Origin of the sequence: Bacillus pumilus (genome assembly GCF_009937765.1) — a bacterium.
GTDB lineage: Bacteria > Bacillota > Bacilli > Bacillales > Bacillaceae > Bacillus > Bacillus pumilus_O.
On the sequence record NZ_CP047089.1, the window covers coordinates 78,540 to 97,486 of the forward strand.

General features: G+C 39.4%; 17 protein-coding genes and 1 riboswitch. Of the genes, 8 read left to right on the plus strand and 9 right to left on the minus strand.

Features of this window, described 5'->3' with window-relative positions; translation table 11 throughout:
• The first annotated feature begins 29 nt into the window (after window positions 1-29).
• Window positions 30-1,223, plus strand: coding sequence for an MFS transporter (locus GPS65_RS00370; RefSeq protein ID WP_119125626.1), 1,194 nt, complete (start codon window positions 30-32; stop codon window positions 1,221-1,223).
• Window positions 1,224-1,426: 203 nt separating this feature from the next.
• Here the strand turns inward: GPS65_RS00370 and GPS65_RS00375 are convergent, their stop codons facing one another.
• The 3 genes from GPS65_RS00375 to GPS65_RS00385 all read right to left on the minus strand — a co-directional run bounded on the left by GPS65_RS00375 (window position 1,427) and on the right by GPS65_RS00385 (window position 4,988).
• Window positions 1,427-2,329 (minus strand): shikimate 5-dehydrogenase, encoded by a 903-nt coding sequence (locus tag GPS65_RS00375; RefSeq protein ID WP_012011848.1) that lies wholly within the window; start codon window positions 2,327-2,329, stop codon window positions 1,427-1,429.
• Window positions 2,330-2,347: 18 nt separating this feature from the next.
• Window positions 2,348-3,529: an MFS transporter gene (locus tag GPS65_RS00380; RefSeq protein WP_119125625.1), complete on the minus strand. Its 1,182-nt coding sequence runs from the start codon at window positions 3,527-3,529 to the stop codon at window positions 2,348-2,350.
• Between the two features lie 436 nt (window positions 3,530-3,965).
• Window positions 3,966-4,988, minus strand: a complete 1,023-nt coding sequence (locus tag GPS65_RS00385; RefSeq protein ID WP_088001884.1) for a LacI family DNA-binding transcriptional regulator — start codon at window positions 4,986-4,988, stop codon at window positions 3,966-3,968.
• Window positions 4,989-5,252: 264 nt separating this feature from the next.
• A riboswitch (glycine riboswitch) is annotated at window positions 5,253-5,332 on the plus strand.
• A 162-nt stretch (window positions 5,333-5,494) separates the two neighbouring features.
• Between GPS65_RS00385 and GPS65_RS00390 the strand changes: the two genes are divergently transcribed.
• Window positions 5,495-6,841, plus strand: a complete 1,347-nt coding sequence (locus tag GPS65_RS00390) for an amino acid permease (RefSeq protein ID WP_012011844.1) — start codon at window positions 5,495-5,497, stop codon at window positions 6,839-6,841.
• Between the two features lie 48 nt (window positions 6,842-6,889).
• On the opposite strand, the gene GPS65_RS00395 is transcribed toward GPS65_RS00390, so the two are convergent.
• Window positions 6,890-7,570, minus strand: coding sequence for a DUF3169 family protein (locus GPS65_RS00395; protein ID WP_144474052.1), 681 nt, complete (start codon window positions 7,568-7,570; stop codon window positions 6,890-6,892).
• Window positions 7,567-7,773: a helix-turn-helix transcriptional regulator gene (locus GPS65_RS00400; protein ID WP_088001880.1), complete on the minus strand. Its 207-nt coding sequence runs from the start codon at window positions 7,771-7,773 to the stop codon at window positions 7,567-7,569. The genes GPS65_RS00395 and GPS65_RS00400 overlap by 4 nt, the downstream gene beginning before the upstream one ends.
• A 170-nt stretch (window positions 7,774-7,943) precedes the next feature.
• Here GPS65_RS00400 and GPS65_RS00405 point away from each other — a divergent pair, with 170 nt between their 5' ends.
• Window positions 7,944-8,567, plus strand: a complete 624-nt coding sequence (locus tag GPS65_RS00405; protein ID WP_119125623.1) for an NUDIX hydrolase — start codon at window positions 7,944-7,946, stop codon at window positions 8,565-8,567.
• Between the two features lie 11 nt (window positions 8,568-8,578).
• Here the strand turns inward: GPS65_RS00405 and GPS65_RS00410 are convergent, their stop codons facing one another.
• Together GPS65_RS00410 and GPS65_RS00415 are read right to left on the minus strand one after the other, a co-directional pair.
• The gene (locus tag GPS65_RS00410) at window positions 8,579-9,061 is read right to left on the minus strand and encodes a DUF4188 domain-containing protein (RefSeq protein WP_119125622.1); all 483 of its coding nucleotides are present in this window, start codon (window positions 9,059-9,061) and stop codon (window positions 8,579-8,581) included.
• Window positions 9,062-9,065: 4 nt separating this feature from the next.
• Entirely contained in the window at window positions 9,066-9,617 is a 552-nt protein-coding gene (locus GPS65_RS00415) for a PadR family transcriptional regulator (protein ID WP_119125621.1), read from the minus strand.
• Between the two features lie 179 nt (window positions 9,618-9,796).
• On the opposite strand from GPS65_RS00415, the gene GPS65_RS00420 reads away from it, so the two are divergent.
• From GPS65_RS00420 to GPS65_RS00440, 5 genes are all read left to right on the plus strand, one after another.
• Window positions 9,797-10,747, plus strand: coding sequence for a hypothetical protein (locus GPS65_RS00420; RefSeq protein ID WP_144474054.1), 951 nt, complete (start codon window positions 9,797-9,799; stop codon window positions 10,745-10,747).
• Between the two features lie 59 nt (window positions 10,748-10,806).
• The gene (locus GPS65_RS00425; RefSeq protein ID WP_119125620.1) at window positions 10,807-11,685 is read left to right on the plus strand and encodes a hypothetical protein; all 879 of its coding nucleotides are present in this window, start codon (window positions 10,807-10,809) and stop codon (window positions 11,683-11,685) included.
• 347 nt (window positions 11,686-12,032) lie between these two features.
• Window positions 12,033-13,892, plus strand: a complete 1,860-nt coding sequence (locus GPS65_RS00430) for a beta-glucoside-specific PTS transporter subunit IIABC (protein ID WP_012011837.1) — start codon at window positions 12,033-12,035, stop codon at window positions 13,890-13,892.
• Between the two features lie 4 nt (window positions 13,893-13,896).
• Window positions 13,897-15,363: a glycoside hydrolase family 1 protein gene (locus GPS65_RS00435; RefSeq protein ID WP_012011836.1), complete on the plus strand. Its 1,467-nt coding sequence runs from the start codon at window positions 13,897-13,899 to the stop codon at window positions 15,361-15,363.
• Window positions 15,364-15,393: 30 nt separating this feature from the next.
• Entirely contained in the window at window positions 15,394-16,242 is an 849-nt protein-coding gene (locus GPS65_RS00440; RefSeq protein ID WP_012011835.1) for a PRD domain-containing protein, read from the plus strand.
• A 99-nt stretch (window positions 16,243-16,341) separates the two neighbouring features.
• On the opposite strand, the gene GPS65_RS00445 is transcribed toward GPS65_RS00440, so the two are convergent.
• Both GPS65_RS00445 and GPS65_RS00450 read right to left on the minus strand, forming a co-directional pair.
• A complete protein-coding gene (locus tag GPS65_RS00445; protein WP_119125619.1) occupies window positions 16,342-17,520 on the minus strand; it encodes a response regulator aspartate phosphatase in 1,179 nt (392 codons plus the stop codon).
• Window positions 17,521-18,178: 658 nt separating this feature from the next.
• A complete protein-coding gene (locus tag GPS65_RS00450; protein WP_088001868.1) occupies window positions 18,179-18,940 on the minus strand; it encodes an ABC transporter ATP-binding protein in 762 nt (253 codons plus the stop codon).
• Window positions 18,941-18,947: the final 7 nt, after the last annotated feature.

Here is an 18,947-nt window from a genome sequence, read left to right on the forward strand (position 1 = left end):
ATTGCGATGGTGTTGAGGGGTGTGTCAGGATGAGGAATCCGTATGTGAGAACGGCTTCTAGTCTATATATTAATTACTTTTTATTAGGGATGGTCAATATCATTTTGGCTTCCAATATGCCATTTTTAATCAAACAGTTAGATACAAATAGTGCAGGAATTAGTTATATGATTTCGGCGCTTGGCATTGGTAGGGTACTCACGTATGGTTTATCGGGTGTTCTATCAGATCGTTTTGGGCGAAAGCCTGTCATTTTGGTTTCGGGTGTGCTGATGGCTGTGTTCCTCATCGGAATTCCGTTGTCTCCAAATTATCAAATCGCGTTTGCATTTGCCATTTTGGCAGGGGTCGCGAATTCGGCAATGGACGCAGGAACGTATCCTGCATTAATGGAGGCTTTTCCGCAAAACTCGGGATCTGCGAATGTGATGGTGAAGGCCTTTATATCCATTGGGGCAACCATTTTGCCACTCGCGATTTTCTTTTTGGCAGAGCATGATTTGTTTTATGGAATGGCATTTTTTGTTCCTGCTCTGATCTATCTTGTGAATGTCTTGATGTTGTGGACCTTGCCATTTCCAAATCATCGCAAGGTGGAACAAGTCCAGGTAACGGAGCAGGACGGACTTCCGCGCTTCTCGACAGAGCCTACATTTTGGAGAGAAGGGATCGCACTCATTGTGATCAGCTTTACGTCAAATGGGCTATATGCGTTGCCACAAATTTGGCTTCCTACGTACGGTGAGGCCATATTGGGAATGACATCGGGCAGTGCTGTGAAACTGCTCAGTTACTATAGCATGGGCGGGCTGCTATCTGTCGTGATGCTTGCATTTCTGTTGCGCCGTTTTGTCCGTCCGGTCACTGTGCTGCTGATCTATCCAATCATTACACTAGTTTCTATTTGTGTACTCTTGGTCGTGAAATCACCGGTCATCGGAACCGTCAATGCTTTTGTATTGGGATTTTCAACAGCAGGAGTCTTTCAACTAACATTAACTGTGATGGCTGAATTCTTCTGGAAAAACAAAGGGACGATGACAGGAATTATTTCCACAGCGGGCGGCGTGTCGGCTATCGTCATCCCAGTCGTAACAGGCCTAATTCAGAGTCACTCGTCCATTTTACAAATCTTTATGTTCGATGCAGTGGTGGCTGTTGCGGCCATTATCGGCGCTTTGTATATCCTGTATCGATACCGCCAAATCATGGTCCATGATTAAAAAAAGACGACCTCCGTTCAAGGAAGTCGTCTCAGTGTGAAGACAAACCCTCGCATTCGTGGCAGGGCTGTGCTCGCCCTTCCTAGACTGCAAAGATTTTCTATCACGCTGAAAAGAAGACAAAGGGCTAAAATGAAGATCATTTTAGCCCTTTGTCAATAATGTAAGACGACCTCCGCATAGGAAGTCGTCTTTTTTTTGTTTTAGAAACGGTCATTTTCAAAAAGAATTTGTTTTACTTGATCAACTGGCATATCTTCACCAGTAAAGAGTTTGTAAGCAAGTGCACCTTGCCATAGCATCATTCCAAGACCGTTAATGGTTTTGGCGCCAGCTTCCTGTGCTTGCGCAAGAAGTTTTGTTTTTTGCGGGTTGTATACGACATCTGTCACGATCAAATCTTCACGAAGTACATCAAGTGTATCATCGATAATGCTGAGTTGATCTAGTGGTTTCATGCCAAGGCTTGTCCCATTTGCTAGGATTGCACTTTCTGCTACTTCACGGCGGAATGCGTCTTTGTCTTCAAGTGGGAAAATATTAGCTTTGACACCGAAGGATTTCATTTCGTTGTTGATGTAATTTACATTTTCTTCGGCTTGAACAAAGTATTGATCATTACGAGCAAAAATACTAATTTCACGAATACCAGATTGTGCAAGCTGAATGGCGATCGGAGTCGCCGCACCGCCAGAGCCAACGAGAGTGACTTTTTTACCGGCTAATTCAACGCCATGTTCAATCAAGTTTCTCACATATCCAAGACCGTCTGTGTTGTAACCGATGAGCTTGCCATCCTTGTTGACAACGGTGTTACTTGCACGTGTGTATTTTGCAGAATCGTCTAGTTCGTCTAAGTAATTTAGTACTTTCATTTTGTTCGGCATTGAGACGTTAAATCCAGCTGCACCCATTGCTTTCATACCATATACGGCTGCTTCTAGTTCATCATTCCCTACTTCAAATGCAAGATAAGCATAGTTGATACCTGTTAGTGTATAGCCAAGGTTATGCATCCTTGGTGAAAGACTATGCCCGATTGGTGTAGCAAGAAGACCGACTAATTTTGTTTTTCCATCAATATTTCGTTCATGTATGTTTGTCATGATTGACATCTCCTTTAATTATCTAAATAATTTTTTCATGCGTCCAAGAACAAAGACCGCTAGTAATACGCTCATAACCGCAATGATCATATCGAAAAATAACGTCATTTTAATATCGTACGTGCTGACCAATCCACTTGTAATGAGCGGCACGAGGATAAACGCGGAGCTTGCCGCAATGTTGACGTAGGATGAAGCCGTTGCTTTGTTTGTCGGAAATAGTTTCATCATAATACTCATCGCTAGCTGGAAGATTCCCGCTGTAAATAGCCCTAAGAAAAAGGTGCTGACAATGACAATGCTGTATGTTTCGATTTGGAAAAGTGAAAGCATTGCAAGGAACGCCCCAATTGGATAAATGATCGCTACCATAATTGGTGAAATGAATTTATCTAAAACGATCGACAGCAAGAGAACAGATACCAATGCACCGATACTAAAATAAGATAGAAGCTGTGTGGCTTGTTCTGTGCCAAGTCCGATTAATTTTAATCCGAGCTGCGGAAGCCATGTCTGCCATACGACAAACAATGCAGTCGACGTGAATCCCATGAGTACAACAGCTAAGCCTTCGCCAAGCATTTTTGGTTCTTCCTTCAGCTGCTCCTGTACTGGAAGAGCGTCTTGTGAAGAAACTTGCTTATGGTTCGGGAAGGGCATAAAGATTAAGTAAATCCCAACAAGTAAATAAAGAAGCCCTAGTCCAAAGAACGCCCAGCCCCAGAAGATGTCATGTGCCACTAGGAACGCCAAGATAAATGGAAGAACTGTCGCCCCAATGGATACAGACGCTTTCACTAAAACAGACGCAGAACTTGCTTTTTTCGGAAATGACTCAGTCAAAGCAGGATAGGTTCCTGAATCAAGCAGTGAATTTGCAATACCTGCTGAAATCGCAAGGATAAATGCCAGTGTATAACTCGTTGTCGTTGGAATACCGATTAAGAATAATAAGTAAAGAAAATTCCCTGTAATAATGACAGGCTTACGTCCCCAGCTGTCGGCTAACCGGCCTGAGAAAAAGAGTGCAATGAGTTTACCAATTCCGATCGCCGATACAAGCAAGCTAATTTTCGGAATATCTACATGGTAGCGTCCAGATAAGCTGTCCATGTTGGAAGCTATAATAATATTGATCATGCCAAGCATGAAGTAGTTTAAATACATACCAATTGATGATTTAATATAAGGATTTTTCATGTTCCCACTCCTATATTTGAAACCCCTTTAAGGTCAAATTCTTTGTCTACCCTTTGTTATTTCCTTACATGTACATAAGTCCATCACAACACCCCTTGTGTGATTGATGAGAGTAAATTAATGAATATTCATCTCTTCTTTCATTAAGTACATCGTTCTACCAAAGTGTAAAAAATAATAACAGTCTTGATTAGAAAGTGAAACTTCATGATTTGATCAGAATCATAAAATATCGTTCTCAACTGTTTTTTGATAGAAATAACGATATGATGAATTAGGTATAACGATATACTAAAAGAAGCAACGAGATAAATATACTCCTGTGTTTTAAATGTGTCAAGTTTATGACTTTGTGATTTAAAAAAAGAAAAATGAAACAAAGAAATCGTTGACTTGATCAATAAAAAAAGAGAATTGCTGTACGCAATTCTCTTTTTCATGATGAGGGAGCGGTTTCTCTAATATGAAGTTGAGGCTTTAAGATCAATCTCTGCAGCTCTTCATCCTGTTCGTTCATTTTATGATATAAAAGGTTTGCTGCTTTTACCCCGATGGATCGGGGGAAGGAGGAAACAGTGGTGAGCGGCGGATGGTACATTTCCGCTTCAGGAACATTATCGAATCCAACCACATCGATATCTTCACCAGGCTTAATGTCCCGTGCTGATAGTTCTTGAATGACTCCAAATGCGACTAGATCACTAAAACAAAAAATAGCAGTAGGAGGCTCAGGCTGATCCATCACTTGGGCAAGTGCTTCTTTCCCGCCTTCACGAGTAGGTTCTATGTCTATAATAAGAGAATCATCAATCGTCAGATTTTCTTCGTCATGGGCTTTTTTGAAACCTTTCATCCGCTCAATCCAAGTTGATGAGGTCTTGATGCCGCCTAAGAAGGCGATACGCCGATGCCCCTTTTGAAGAAGATGACGAATCGCCATCCAAGCACCTTGTTCATAATCAACACCGACATAGTCACATTGCACATCTGATAATTCTCGATTTGCCAGTACTTTTGGGGTGCGAATTTGATTTAATTGTTTGACCGTGCGTGCAGAGCTTTTTGAAGCTGGGTTTAAAATAATTCCACCCACTCGGTGCTCTACCATTGTGGAAATGAGCCGCTCCTGCTTATCTACACTGTCAAAGGTCGTACCAAGTAGAACAGTATAGCCAAGTGATTCAAGCGTGGTTTGCACGCCAATTAAAAACTCAGACATAAAGGTATTAGAAATATCCGTGACAATCACACCCACGATATTTGAGCTTTTTGATCGCATGTTGGCAGCAACGCGATCGTAAACGTATCCTAAGTCCTCCATGGATTGCAGTACTTTTTTTCGAGTGGCTTCAGAGATTCTAGGATTATTTCGAACAACAAGTGATGCCGTTGAAGTCGAAACACCGGCATGCTTGGCAACTTCCTGTAATGTGACACGCTGTTTGTTCATTTTTTTCATTTGTTTTCACCAACTTCCATGGATTTCTTCACTTTGTTCATGATCAAGAGGGATTTCTCTATCAAACGGACCGAACATCTTTTGATTTATTATACATGAATTAAAGGGGATTGATGAAGTGAAGTTATATGGCTGCCACCTTCACTCATAAAAGATTTCCATTGACAGCTTTCTTTTAGAGGCGTAAAATATGAAATTATTCAGAAATAGCAACATTTTAATAAAATAACGAAGGCTATGATTGCTGTGGGTCACACTATAGCAGGAGCAGCTTCTGGAGAGACCGCATATGTGTGCGGCGCCGAAGGGTTCACAATCTCAGGCAAAAGGACAGAAGAGTACGAAATATTGTATTTGTAATGCATGGATGATGCCGTGTATTGCTTTTCTCTATTTTGCTATTCTTTTATGACCGTGAGATTGGAGCGCATCCAATCTCTTTTTTTATGGACTTTTTGAGAGTTCATTATTTCAGTATAAGATCGTGTCGTAGGAGGGCGTTAGCATTGGAACAACAAGAATTAAAACGAGATTTATCAAACCGCCATGTTCAGTTGATTGCAATTGGCGGAACCATTGGAACTGGGCTGTTTTTAGGCTCTGGAAAGGCCATTCAATTGGCAGGTCCATCGATCATTTTTGCTTATTTCATTGTCGGAATGGCGATCTTTTTCGTCATGAGGGCACTTGGTGAACTACTCTTATCGAAGACAGGCTATCAGTCATTAACCGATATTGCAGAAGACTACCTTGGTCCGTGGGCTTCTTTCGTGACAGGGTGGACGTACTGGTTTTGCTGGATTATGACCGCGATGGCGGATGTGATTGCGGTCGGAGTGTATGTGCAGTATTGGTTTGACATTCCGCAATGGATTCCTGCTATCATTTGTTTGTTAATTTTACTAGGGTTTAATTTATTAACGGTGAAGCTTTTCGGAGAAATGGAATTTTGGTTTGCACTCATTAAAGTGATTACGATTCTCTTGCTGATCGGCGTTGGAATTGTTCTTTTAATCATTGGGTTTCAAACAGATGCAGGGCCGGTGACGGTAACGAACCTTTGGTCACACGGCGGACTATTCCCGCATGGTGTCACAGGTTTCTTACTGTCATTCCAAATGGTTATCTTTGCGTATGTGGGAGTGGAGTTGGTCGGTGTGTCCGCAGCAGAAACAGCCAATCCTCAAAAAAACATCCCGTCTGCGATTAATAAAATTCCATTAAGAATTCTATTTTTCTATGTGGGCGCCATTTTTGTCTTATTATGTATCAATCCATGGACTGAGCTTAGTGCATCAGAAAGTCCTTTTGTGAAAACCTTTGGGCTGATTGGAATTCCAGTAGCAGCGGGACTCATTAACTTTGTTGTCTTGACGTCTGCGGCTTCTGCTTGTAATAGCGGCATGTTCTCGACGAGCCGGATTTTGTATAATCTCAGTCATCAAAAACAGGGCCCATCTTCCTTTGGCCGCCTGAACAAACACGCTGTACCAAGTAATGCACTATTCGTTTCAACAATTGTGGTATCGGTCGGTGCTCTTTTAAGCAAACTGATTCCGGAACAAGCCTTTGGTATTGTCACAACCATCAGTGCCATTTGTTTCATTTGGGTATGGAGTATTATTTTAATTTGCCATTTGAAATATAAGAAGACAAAGCCTGAACTGCATGCAGCATCTACTTTTAAAGCACCGTTCACCCCTTTTGTGAACATTTGTGTTCTTGTCCTTTTTGCTGCCATTTTAGTGATCATGCTGTTTGCGGATGCAACACGTCCGGCGCTCTTGTTAACACCAGTTTGGTTTGGTTTCTTATTATTGATTTATGCAAGAAAGAAACGCCGTGCGTCATAATAGATAGAAAAAAGCACAGCCTTTGCAGTAGGCTGTGCTTTTGTTCATTCAACGATTTCTAATCCTGAACATATAATTGGCATTCAAAAGGATTAAAACAACTCCAATTACGATGATTGAGAAGAGCTGAGAGTGATTGGCCCCAAGGGAATACACAATCAAAATAAACATGGCATTGGTCAATAAGATGTTCATCATTTGATACGTGTGAAACAGTCCGCCAAGCATCACATGCTTTTCACCTTCGTCAGAAATAGCAAGCAGTTTTTTATTATAATCTTTGTCAGTCGGGCTTGGGAGATTGCGATTAGGGTAGACAAGTTTTAGAACGGATAACGCTACATAAGAACTGATAATGGTAATGATAAATAAAGCAACATTGACGAGAATCAGCCAAATAGGAAGTTCGGTAACGATAGCCATACCGATGGCAATAATGGATAAAATGGTACTCACTGTATTGGCTAAAGTCGAATCAGTAAAGGTACGATACTGTTTTGCTTCGAGTTCATCCTCTTCATCTCCAGAGACCGAAAATGATACTCTTTTCTTCATACGTGAAATCCCTGAAAAACAATAAACAATCAATACAATCGTCAAGCCGCTGATGACAAGAGTCGCTTCAAATGCGACATCAAGAAGGGTCATCTCAAATTCAGCTGCCAGCAGACAGTAAGCGCCGAGAAAGCCAAGGAGAGCACCTAATAGCATTTTGTATACAGTTTTCATGATAGTTCATCCTCCTCGAATAGAAAAATACGTTCAATGGGTTCCTGAAAAATTCGTGAAAGCTTAACAGCGAGCAAGAGAGACGGCATTAATTCATCTCGTTCCATTAAGCTGATGGTCTGACGAGAAACCTTTGCACGACTGGCAAGTTCAGTTTGGTTCAAACCATCACGCGCACGAAGCTCTTTTAATCGATTTTTCATTCTGTCACCTCAATTTTGATCTGAATCTTTCTTTGATTGTAAAGCATCTTATTCAATTTGACAAGTAAAGTTGTCAAATTGATAAAAATAATTGTCAGAAGAATCATCTTTCTTCAAAAGATGAACCATGATACGCTAAAAGAAAGAGAAACAGAAAATAGGTGATGCCCGTGTTCATTGACCAATTAAAAAATGACTTACATCAATCTCAACCTTTATTTATTGGAGAAGAAACAGCGTTCAAAGCTGCAGTCCTTGTCCCTTTGGTGCAAGTAAACGGAGAATGGCATATTTTATTTGAGGTGCGATCGCTCATCATGAGAAAACAGCCGGGTGATATTAGCTTCCCTGGTGGCAAGCTCGACGGCAGCGAAACAGCACAGGAGGCTGCATTGCGAGAAACACATGAAGAGCTTGGCATTCCGCCAGAATCGGTGGAGATTCTTGGACAGCTCAGCCCTTACATTGCATCTCCGTCCTTCGTGGTCTATCCATATGTCGGGATCATTGATGAACAAAAATTAAAACACTCCTTCAATCAAGAAGAAGTAGAAGAGACCTTTACCGTGCCTTTATCATGGTTAAGTCAATATGAGCCATACTTACATCATGTATCCGTTCAGCCAACACCAGCTGAGGATTTCCCTTATGAAAAAATCATGAATGGTGAGAAGTACCGCTGGGGGAGTCGTTCGATAGAGGAATGGTTTTATGATTATGAAGACTACACCATTTGGGGATTAACAGCCCGCATATTAAAACATTTTGTGACCGTCGCAAAAAGAAATTCCTAGAGATTCGCTCTCTAGGAATTTGTTGTTTTCAGCCGTTCTTTTGCTGTTTGTTTTCCTTTACCAATTGGGATAGGCGCTCTCGCTTGGCTCAGTCCATAAGAAGGCATGTTCACATAGACGGATTCATATGAGCCGGCTTGAATTTGATAAGTTTCATGATAAATACCCACTGCGTCATTGTTCTGAGCCCTCTGATGGAAGTTCTTCCAAGCTGCCAAATGTTTTTCCATCTTTGCATAAGCCAGAAGGTCATCTGTTGATCTCCAATATTGGATCATCGCTGTCGTGCGTAAGCCAAAGTAATTCTCTGTCCCGAGGAAACCAAGCTCTTCTTGATGGGTATACAGCTCTTTGATCATACCAGGCATTGACATGAACACAGGCATCCATTGATGAACCGCCCAGCGTTTATTGATCCGCATGCCAATAATAAACACAACAATCGAGTCAGAATTCTCCGTTGTAAACCTGCCAGCACGTATGTCTTTTTTCATACATTTACCCTTCCTTCTTCATCAAATGGGATGTCTCCACACACCAATCAATTCCTGCTTGAGCCACTCTTTTTCCGTAATCTAATGTAAACAGCCAATACTTCGCATCTGCTTCATCGGGATAAAGTTCTTGAATGTTTTGTTCAATCGAAACATAGGTCTCATAACGGATACGAAGCTGTCTTTCATAATCCTGTAGAAGCACCAGTTTTTTCTCAATCGAAAGATATTGACCGAAGAATAACTTTAATAACACTTCATTTCGTTCTGATGGTAAATGATCAAGAGGCTTTGCCAGCCATTGCCTTAACGTCTCCAGTCCTTTTTCAGTCAGATGATATTCCCGCTTGTCAGAGCGACCTGACGAAGAAGCAGGTGAAACCTCAGCAAGCCCTTCCTCGACTATTAACTTTAAAGCTGGATAAATTTGTCCATAACTAATTTTCCAAAAATGATGCAAGCTCGTATCAATTAATTGCTTCACTTCGTAACCAGACTTACAATCTGTCGTTAAAATCCCCAAAATCGCATACGTCGTATCATTGTATTTTTTCATATCAGCACACCTATCTAAAAGATATATCATTTAGATATATAATAAACGATGTATAGCTGCAGACACAAGATGTATAAGAGAAAAAAATGCTAGAAAGGAGGTGAAAAGATCACTGATTTGTTAATCCATGAAATGAATCATTCATATTGATTGAACGATGATAGTTTGGAGGGGGATATATGAGTAAATCGAAAATTTGGCTCATGGCTATTCTGGCGGTACTTATGATTGGTGGAGGCGGCTTTATAGCATATCAAGCAATCGCAAAAAAGAGTGGTTTGAATCACCCCTACGCCTTTGCATATAAGACAAATGATCGTGTGAACTGGTTCAAGGTAACAGAGAGAAACGGAAAAGTAACAGGTCATCTGAATGAAACCATTTTAGAGGAAAATCCGAAAAGTCATTATGATCCCAATATATTTATCAACAAATATCAATTAACCGGAAAATCAATTGAAAACGGTTACGAATTTCATGTAAAGCAAGGGAAAGAAATGGTCACATATGAAGTTCACCTTGCCGAAAAGGATCTTTCTGTAAAAAAACAAGGTGAAAAGCAAAGCATCACATACAAAGCAGTTGATCAAAAAAAACTACGTGCTGTTCAACAGGACATTCATGATCGATATGAGAAACTGATGGATGACACGGAAAATAGATTTCATGATTATGTAAGAAACTTCATTAAGAAAGTAACAGGCGCTTATGGTTATCTGTATACGGCGGAGGATGGTTCATACCAACTATTTCTAAAGGTAAAACGAATGTATATGCAGTCTGAATGGGCAGGTTCTTTTCTGATGAGAAAGGTTCCAGGAGATGGTGGTGAACCTTATAAAGAAACGAAACATACAGCCGGTGGAGTTTCAGATGGGATGATGTTTGATTTGAGTACTTATCCTGCAATTGAAAAGGGTTTTACTTTAGGGGAAACTGACCGAGATGCAACATCAATTAAATTTCCTTTTAAAATGGCAGGCGGGACAATAGAATTTAAAGCGATCACGAAAGAGGAATATCAAGAACAAACGGAAGCATTCAAAAAAAAAGGCGAAAGAATTGCAAAAGTAGATCGTGTTGGAACAGATGAATGTTGTGAATGGCATTTCAGGGCGATAAGAATTTAGTTGAATATATAAATAGGGACAATGAAGATTTTTTAAATCATATATTAGTGGAGGTACGTATGAGTAAATTGAAAATGTGGATCGTGTCTATCCTGACAGTGTTAGTCATTGGTGGAGGCGGCTGGACAGCATATCAAGCAATCGCACAAAAAAATTCATTAAACCATTCCTATGCATTTGCGTATAAAACGAAGGATAGAATGAGCTGGTTTAAGGTATCTGAGAGCAAAGGGAAAGTAACAGGGCATTTGAATGAAAAGTATGTAGAAGAAGTGAGATGGGATCCGCATATCTATAAAAAACAATTTGTCGTAGCCGGCAGCTCAAAAGAAAATGGATATGAATTCAAAGTCACACAAGGTAAAGAAACGATCGTATACGAAGTTCATTTTTCAGGAAAAGACCTTTCAGTGAAAAAACAAGGCGAAAAGAAAAACACGATTTATCAGGCGATCAATCAAAAAAAGCTAGATAAATATCAGAAAGATATTCAAAAACGGTATGATTATCTATTCGATACCGCGGAAGATAGGTTTTATGATAGTATGAGAAACTTCAAGGAGAAAGTGGCAAAGGTATATGGCTTTCTCTATACGGCAAAGGACAAACAATTATTTTTACAGGTGAAAACCATGCATATTGAGATTGGATGGACCGGCTCCCTTCTAACCACAACGGTTCCCGGAGAAGATTGTAAGCCTTATAAAGAAATGAGATTAGAAGTCTCGGGTGAAACGGATGGAAGAAGTTTTGTAATGGGCCATGAGCCATCAATTGAAGATGGGATCATTAAAGGTTCCACTGATCGAGATGTAAAATCAATCAAACTTCCATTTAAAATGACAGGCGGTTCCGTAGAGTTAAAAGCGGTCACGAAGAAGGAATATCAAAAACAAGCGAAAGCATTTAAAAAGCAGGCGGAAGAACAGAAAAAATAATAAATGGTGAAAACCAGATGAGTAAACTTATCTGGTTTTTTATCATGGAGATTGTTCTTATCGATGATAAAAGGATATCGATGTATAAAAAGGCGAGAAAGGTTGTTTTTATTAAATTAAAGAAAATTAATTTAGGTAGATAGACCTTAATGAATTTCAGAAAAATAAATGTTGACGCTTTCATATAATCGATATATACTAAAAACAAATCCAATATAAATAAATTAGACATGTGACTGGTCATGCAGGCAGGATCTAAAAACGATGAATTTCTTTAATTTGTCGTTTTAGATCCTTTTTTTATTGCCGAAATATAGGTCTCATGTATGAGAAAAGGAGGAGAAAAAATGGATTACACACAAGTCGCCAAAGACGTTTTACAGCATGTAGGTGGTAAAGAAAACATTGCGCACCTTGAGCACTGCTCAACAAGACTTCGCTTCACACTAATTGATCAGAAAAAAGCAGATGTACCAGCATTAGAAAAAACACCAGGTGTCATAGCTGTCAGAATGTCAGGACAATGCCAAGTGGTCATTGGGAATGACGTGATTGAAGTGTATCAAGAGGTAACAAGAATAATGGGCAGCAGCTCATCGGGGCAAGTCGTGCCATCCAATCAGCCAAAAGAAAAAAGAAAAGTAGGCACAGTTCTATTAGATTTCATTGTCGGTGTCTTCCAGCCGCTTGTTCCAGCTATCGCAGGCGGAGGGATTTTAAAATCATTTCTTCTCCTTTTCTCTCTATTAGGCTGGATGGATGCAAAAGGTCAAACCTATCAAATATTGAACATGGTAGGGGACGCGCCGCTTTACTTCCTGCCATTACTAGTCGCTGTAACAACGGCAAATAAACTAAAAGTAAACCCACTGGTCGCATTATCAGCAGTCGGTGCGCTTCTTCTTCCGAACATGACGGCTATGCTTACTGAAGGTGCGCAATTGCTGTCGTTCGACGTGAAAAATATAGCTTATGCGTATCAAGTATTCCCAGCAATTCTTTCTGTATTGCTTTACGCTCAAATGGAAAAATTCTTCACACGATTTTCACCAAAACCAATTCGGATTTTCTTTGTCCCAATGATGTCATTAGTCATTACTGTACCAGTTACGTTACTGTTATTAGGACCACTTGGTTTTACAGCAGGACAAGGGTTTTCATCCATCATTCTTGCAATGTTTAATACAGTAGGCTGGGTAGCTGTCGCGATTTTAGCAGCAGTCCTTCCATTCATGGTCGCATCAGGAATGCACAAAGCAATGGTCCCTTATGCAGTCACTACGATGGGTACCCTTGGGAAAGAAGCACTTTATCTGCCAGCATCACTTGCGCATAATATTGCGGAAAGTGGAGCGTGTTTCGCTGTAGCTCTACGCACGAAAGACAAGGTACTCAGATCAACAGCCATTTCGGCAGGGATTTCAGCATTTTTTGGTATCACAGAGCCTGCTTTGTATGGTGTCACACTTCAAAATAAGCGAGTCCTTGGAAGTGTCATGATTGGTTCGTTTGTTGGTGGGACCTTCATTGGATTAATTGGGATACAAGCCTTTGTACTTGTTGGTCCTGGATTAGCAAGTATGTCGATGTTTATATCAGATGAGCTCCCACGAAATCTAATGTTTGCTGTCATTGGAGCAGTCATTTCCTTTATTGTCGCTTTTATCGCTGCTTTTGTATTAGGTAAGGATAAAACGGTAGAAGAAAAGACAAATGATCAAGCTGCATTTGCTGAACAAATTGGAGCAGGTGAGACATTCAAAAGTCCTGTGATTGGTCAAATGATCTCTCTATCTGAAGTAAAAGATGATATTTTTTCTTCAAAGGTCATGGGAGACGGAATTGCCATTGTCCCTTCAGAAGGAGCGCTTTACGCACCAGTAGATGGTGAGGTGACCATGCTGTTCGAAACAAATCATGCACTTGGTATGAAAACGGACCAAGGCGTTGAAGTATTATTCCATATCGGCATTGATACCGTGCAATTGGAAGGACAGTATTTTCAGCCAAAAGTTCAGGCAGGAGAACGTGTTCAAGCAGGAGATTTACTGATTGAATTTGATGTAGAAAAAATCATAGCAGCAGGTTATGATCCAGTTACACTTGCTGTCATCACAAATACAGATCAATATGAAATAAAGGTACACCCATTACAAGAGGTCAATCGTCAAGATACATTGATGGTTGTTACACAATTAGGAGGCTAAATATATGACAACAATTAAAGGTTTTCCAAAAGGGTTTTTATGGGGCGGCGCCATTGCCGCCAACCAGGCAGAAGGCGCCTGGAATATAGATGGAAAGGGACCATCAGTTGCAGATATTGCAATGTATCGTTCCAACTTAAGTGTAGAAGATTATGAAGGACATCTTGCTGTAACTTCTGAAAATATAGAACGTGCAATAAATGACCCAGATGATAAAAAGTACCCTAAACGCAGAGGTGTTGATTTCTATCACCACTACAAAGAGGATTTGGCTCTATTTGCTGAAATGGGCTTTAAAACACTTCGCATTTCTATTGCGTGGAGTCGTATCTTCCCTACTGGAGAAGAAGCTGAACCAAATGAAAAAGGTTTGCAATTCTATGATCGTGTATTTGCCGAAATGAAAAAACTCAATATAGAACCGATTGTGACACTATCTCATTATGAAATGCCTTTAGCCCTTAGTGTGAAATATAACGGCTGGGTGGAAAGAAAAGTGGTGGATCTCTTCGTAAAATTCGCCAATGTTTGTTTCGAACGCTATCAACATGATGTGAAATATTGGCTCACCTTTAATGAAATTGATAGTATTCACCGCCACTCATTCATTACAGCAGGAATTATTCCTGATCGTTGCCCAGAAGGTAAAGTAGAAGAGACCGTGTATCAAGCACTCCATCATCAATTTGTTGCGTCTGCTCTTGTAACAGCTGATTGCCATCGTATTATCCCAGGTAGCCAGGTTGGGTGTATGCTGACAAAATTGACAACGTATCCGCATACGTGTCATCCGAATGATGTGGAACAAGCTTTAAAACAAAACTTAGAAAACTATTTCTATGCAGATGTTCAGGTGTTTGGCGAATATCCACCAATGATTACACGGATGCTTGAGAGAAAAAATATTCATATTCAAATGGAAGCAGATGATCTCAACATTCTAAAAGAAAATACAGTCGATTTCATCTCATTTAGCTACTATATGTCTTTAACTGAATCAGCTCAAGAAGGGTTAGAGCAGACAGAAGGGAATACGATTCGTGGAGTCAAAAACCCTTATCTGCCTTCAACTGACTGGGGCTGGCAAATTGATCCGGTTGGTCTGAAAATTTCTTTAATCGAACTGTACGATCGCTATCAAAAACCTCTTATCATTGTCGAAAATGGAATGGGAGCTAAGGATGTAGTTGAAAGTGATGGCTCTATCCATGACGACTATCGGATTAACTATTTTAAAGAGCATTTTCGTCAGATGAGAGAAGCGATTGAAGAAGGCGTCGATCTTTTTGGATATACGAGCTGGGGCTCAATTGATATTATTAGTGCAGGTACATCACAAATGTCAAAACGCTATGGCTTTATTCACGTAGATCAAGATGATGATGGGAACGGCACATTAAAACGATCTCGAAAAGACTCATTTTATTGGTACCAAAAAGTCATTGAGACAAATGGTGAATCGCTTGATTGAACACCACAATCATGAAAACAGGTGATGACGATGTTTAAAATCAAAAAAGTTTTAAACTCGAGTGTGGTCCTGGCTGAAGATCAGAACCAACAGGAGATGGTTTTGTTTGGCCGTGGGATTGGCTATGGACAGAAACCGGGTCAAATGATAGAAGAGAAAAAAGCGGACCAAGTCTTTATGTCAGTCGATAACATGAGAGCAAAGGAATTTCTTCAATTGTTAGATTCAATGCCTCAAGAGTTTATCGATTTAACTCAGCGCATCGTCCAATATGCAGAAAAACGGTTAAATTCAAGTCTAAATTCAGGTGTTTATTTTACCTTAATGGATCATTTGAATTTTGCTGTTGAACGACATAAAAAGAATATTAATATTACGAATCGTGTGTACTGGGAAATCAAAAATTACTATACTGAAGAATTTGAAGTAGGGAAGTACGCTCTTGAATTAGTTAATGATACATTGAGCATACAATTACCAAAAGAAGAAGCAGCAAATATCGCCTTTCACTTAATCAATGCATTAGGTGAAGAATCCGATTCAAAAGATAGCATGAAATATGCCAAAATGATCGGAAGCATTGTCAATCTTGTGCGCTATACATTGAATATGAAAATGGATCAGGAGAACATTCATTACAGTCGATTCATTACACATGTGAAGTTCTTTGTAGAGAGATTTTATGCAAATAAATTACTCTCGGATCAAGAAAATGAGTTGTTTGAACAAATTGCACACTTGTATCCTCAAGCGATGGATGTTGCTTTTAAAATCAAAGATTATATTAAACAGGTGCATAGTATCGTGATTCCGAATGATGAGCTTACGTATCTTGCGGTACATATACACCGCCTCATGTCTTATCAGCAATTGAAATAATGGTGGAACCACTTGCCTTTTGACCAGGCAAGTGGTTCTTTGCTGTGATCAGTTTTATATTAAGTTCCGATAGGTCGTTCTGTTGTGCCAGGATTCGTGTCATTTAACGAATTGAAAGACACTGTTTGTCCGAAAACGACAATGGTTAAAGCGATGAACAATAAACTCATTTTTTTCATTAGAATTCCTCCATTCAAATATAGGATGGTTCATGTGATAGGCTTCCTTCAAAAAGAGATAGGCTTGATGAATGGCACCTAAATCTTCAAAGTGTTTTGCAGCCAGTGCACTTAATTCACATGCACCTTCAGCATCCTTTAATTCTTTTAGAATGCTGATTTCCTCGAAACAGGCTTGAGCTTTTTGAGACATATCCTCAGTAAAATATAGATGGTAAAGCAAATTCATTTTTGCTGTATAGATGGGGCATTTCTCTGATTCGTGTTTTTGGTTGACTAATTCGAAGTAATAGAGAGCTTGTGTTCTTTCATCAATAGATAAAAGTTCTTTGACTAACATAAACATGGTGTGATGGAAATAGCATGATGAGAGGTAGTTTTCATCACTTAGAGCCTGTTCTAGGGCATCGATACATTTTTTCGATTCTCCAGCTTCAGCATACAGAATACTGATATTATGAAAAAGCTGTGAAGTTAGAAAACGATCATTTAGACTGTCAGCGATGTGTAATGCTTTTTTATAGTAGTTTTCTGCTCTTGTGAAGTCGCCAATATCCATATAATTAGCAGCGGAGATGACAAAGGCTGACGCTAGTCTTCTTTCATATCCCTCATGACTTTTGAAAATATCTACAGCATTCTGAATATAGTGAAGAGAAATTAGGCTTTGACGAAGTAGCATATATAAGTTTGCGATTTTCGTATGGAATTCAGCTACTTCTATTTCATCCGGAATGTTTTGTAGTTTTTTCTCAGCAATTTTAAACAGTCCAATGGCTGATGCATAGTCTCTGTTATATGAAGCGTAAAGGGCTTTGTATAGGTAAAAATAGTATTCAATTAAGTCGTTTGTTTTAGATGGGCAATCTAGCTCTGTCTGTTCTTTCAGTGTTTTACCTCTTCGTTCATATATCATGAGTTTATACTTGCCTTCTAGCAATGAATAATAAGTCAATACCTCCTGATTTTCTTCCATTTCTTGAAGCAATTGCTTTAATTCTGTGTACATTGCGTTAGCACTTTGTACATCATGTTTGCGAATCGCAATTCGCCAATCATTTAAACGGTTCCCCACCTGTTCAGCAGAAATGATAGCCATGAAATTTCACCTCTTTAAGATCCTTTCACCTGTTTCACTAAAAAACGATATCACAATTTTTGGAAGAATATAATCGTTTCTGTGAGGTGATTGCCAAGAGGTAATAAAAAGGACCAATGGTCATGTGATGAACGAAATTGTAATGGTGATTGAATGTTTTTACAAATGATTAAAATCTTTTTTTAATTGTCTAAAAGAGGAGTTTATACAATAGGTTTTATGATTATGATCGAAAATATTATTGGTATATTGAAAATAAAGGGATTTTAGGTGATCGGTGGGTAAGTTGGGAGGTCGATCTATCAAAGAAAATCAGTTATGATGATGCTAGATCAAATTTGGAATAGAAACTGATAGAAGCAGACAAAAGTAGCTATTAATCACAAAAATTCGTCTGCTTGAAAGGATGTTGATATGAAAAAAAGATTTAAAATCCTAAACTGGCAAATCACATTGGTCATTGCGACGCTGTTACTCGTTTTAGTGACTCTGTATGTGTCAAAGAGATACTTTTATAGCAAAGAAATAGAATTACTGACAGAATCTTGTCAACAAGTAGGCGGTAAAATCATACTAGAAACTAATAGTTTATCTATGGATTATTCATTTGAGTGCCAGGAAAAGTAAAACAGGCGAAAAATGCCTGTTTTACTACAACTTAAAACCCCAAACCTTGGAGCCATTGATTTAATCGGGTCTCCCGTTTCTCGGCACTTGCCGCATCAAATTTCCCTAAATGTAAGCTGGCTGTTATTTCTCCGTCATTCATAAACATGATTCTTTCAGAACGAAGAGCAACCTTTGGGTCATGTGTGACAAGCAGTAATGTCGCCCCTTCAGAATGGATTTTCGAAAAGATATTCATCACTTCCTTCGTTGCATGGGAGTTAAGAGCACCTGTTGGTTCATCAGCGAAAAGAATGTCTGGTTCATTCATCAGCGCTCGACAGATAGAGGCTCTTTGAAGCTGACCTCCTGAAACTTCTGACAAATATCTATCTGCTAAATGATCAATATCAAGTTTCTCCATTAGATATCTAGCTCGTTCATTTACTTCTTTTCTTGGCTTTTTCTTTGTTAAGTAAGCTGCAGTAATGATGTTATCAAATAGATTAAGGTTTTTTAGTAAGTGGCTGTGTTGAAAGACAAATCCCATTTCTGTTAAACGAAGAGCAGATAACTGTTTATCTGTCATTTCTGATAGTAAATGGCCCTTATATTTGATCTCTCCTGTTGAGGCTGTTTCTATCCCGCTAAGCTGATAAAGCAAGGAGGTTTTCCCGCATCCGGAAGGTCCCATAATCGTCACAAATTCCCCAGGATTTATCGATAAATGAATATCTTTAAGGATGATTTGTTTCTGTCCTTTTAAAGAATCAATTTGCAAAGACAATCGCTTTGTTTCAATCAAATGTTCCATGTGAAAC

Excerpts from the sequence above, each read along its gene's own strand:
- GPS65_RS00385 (WP_088001884.1), bottom strand. The coding sequence starts at position 4,988 with ATGAAAAAAATGAACAAACAGCGTGTCACATTACAGGAAGTTGCCAAG.
- GPS65_RS00410 (WP_119125622.1), bottom strand. The coding sequence starts at position 9,061 with ATGAAAAAAGACATACGTGCTGGCAGGTTTACAACGGAGAATTCTGAC.
- GPS65_RS00445 (WP_119125619.1), bottom strand. The coding sequence starts at position 17,520 with ATGGCTATCATTTCTGCTGAACAGGTGGGGAACCGTTTAAATGATTGG.
- GPS65_RS00450 (WP_088001868.1), bottom strand. The coding sequence starts at position 18,940 with ATGGAACATTTGATTGAAACAAAGCGATTGTCTTTGCAAATTGATTCT.
- GPS65_RS00370 (WP_119125626.1), top strand. The coding sequence starts at position 30 with ATGAGGAATCCGTATGTGAGAACGGCTTCTAGTCTATATATTAATTAC.
- GPS65_RS00425 (WP_119125620.1), top strand. The coding sequence starts at position 10,807 with ATGAGTAAATTGAAAATGTGGATCGTGTCTATCCTGACAGTGTTAGTC.
- GPS65_RS00420 (WP_144474054.1), top strand. The coding sequence starts at position 9,797 with ATGAGTAAATCGAAAATTTGGCTCATGGCTATTCTGGCGGTACTTATG.
- GPS65_RS00395 (WP_144474052.1), bottom strand. The coding sequence starts at position 7,570 with ATGAAAACTGTATACAAAATGCTATTAGGTGCTCTCCTTGGCTTTCTC.
- GPS65_RS00435 (WP_012011836.1), top strand. The coding sequence starts at position 13,897 with ATGACAACAATTAAAGGTTTTCCAAAAGGGTTTTTATGGGGCGGCGCC.
- GPS65_RS00375 (WP_012011848.1), bottom strand. The coding sequence starts at position 2,329 with ATGACAAACATACATGAACGAAATATTGATGGAAAAACAAAATTAGTC.
- GPS65_RS00415 (WP_119125621.1), bottom strand. The coding sequence starts at position 9,617 with ATGAAAAAATACAATGATACGACGTATGCGATTTTGGGGATTTTAACG.
- GPS65_RS00400 (WP_088001880.1), bottom strand. The coding sequence starts at position 7,773 with ATGAAAAATCGATTAAAAGAGCTTCGTGCGCGTGATGGTTTGAACCAA.
- GPS65_RS00440 (WP_012011835.1), top strand. The coding sequence starts at position 15,394 with ATGTTTAAAATCAAAAAAGTTTTAAACTCGAGTGTGGTCCTGGCTGAA.
- GPS65_RS00380 (WP_119125625.1), bottom strand. The coding sequence starts at position 3,529 with ATGAAAAATCCTTATATTAAATCATCAATTGGTATGTATTTAAACTAC.
- GPS65_RS00430 (WP_012011837.1), top strand. The coding sequence starts at position 12,033 with ATGGATTACACACAAGTCGCCAAAGACGTTTTACAGCATGTAGGTGGT.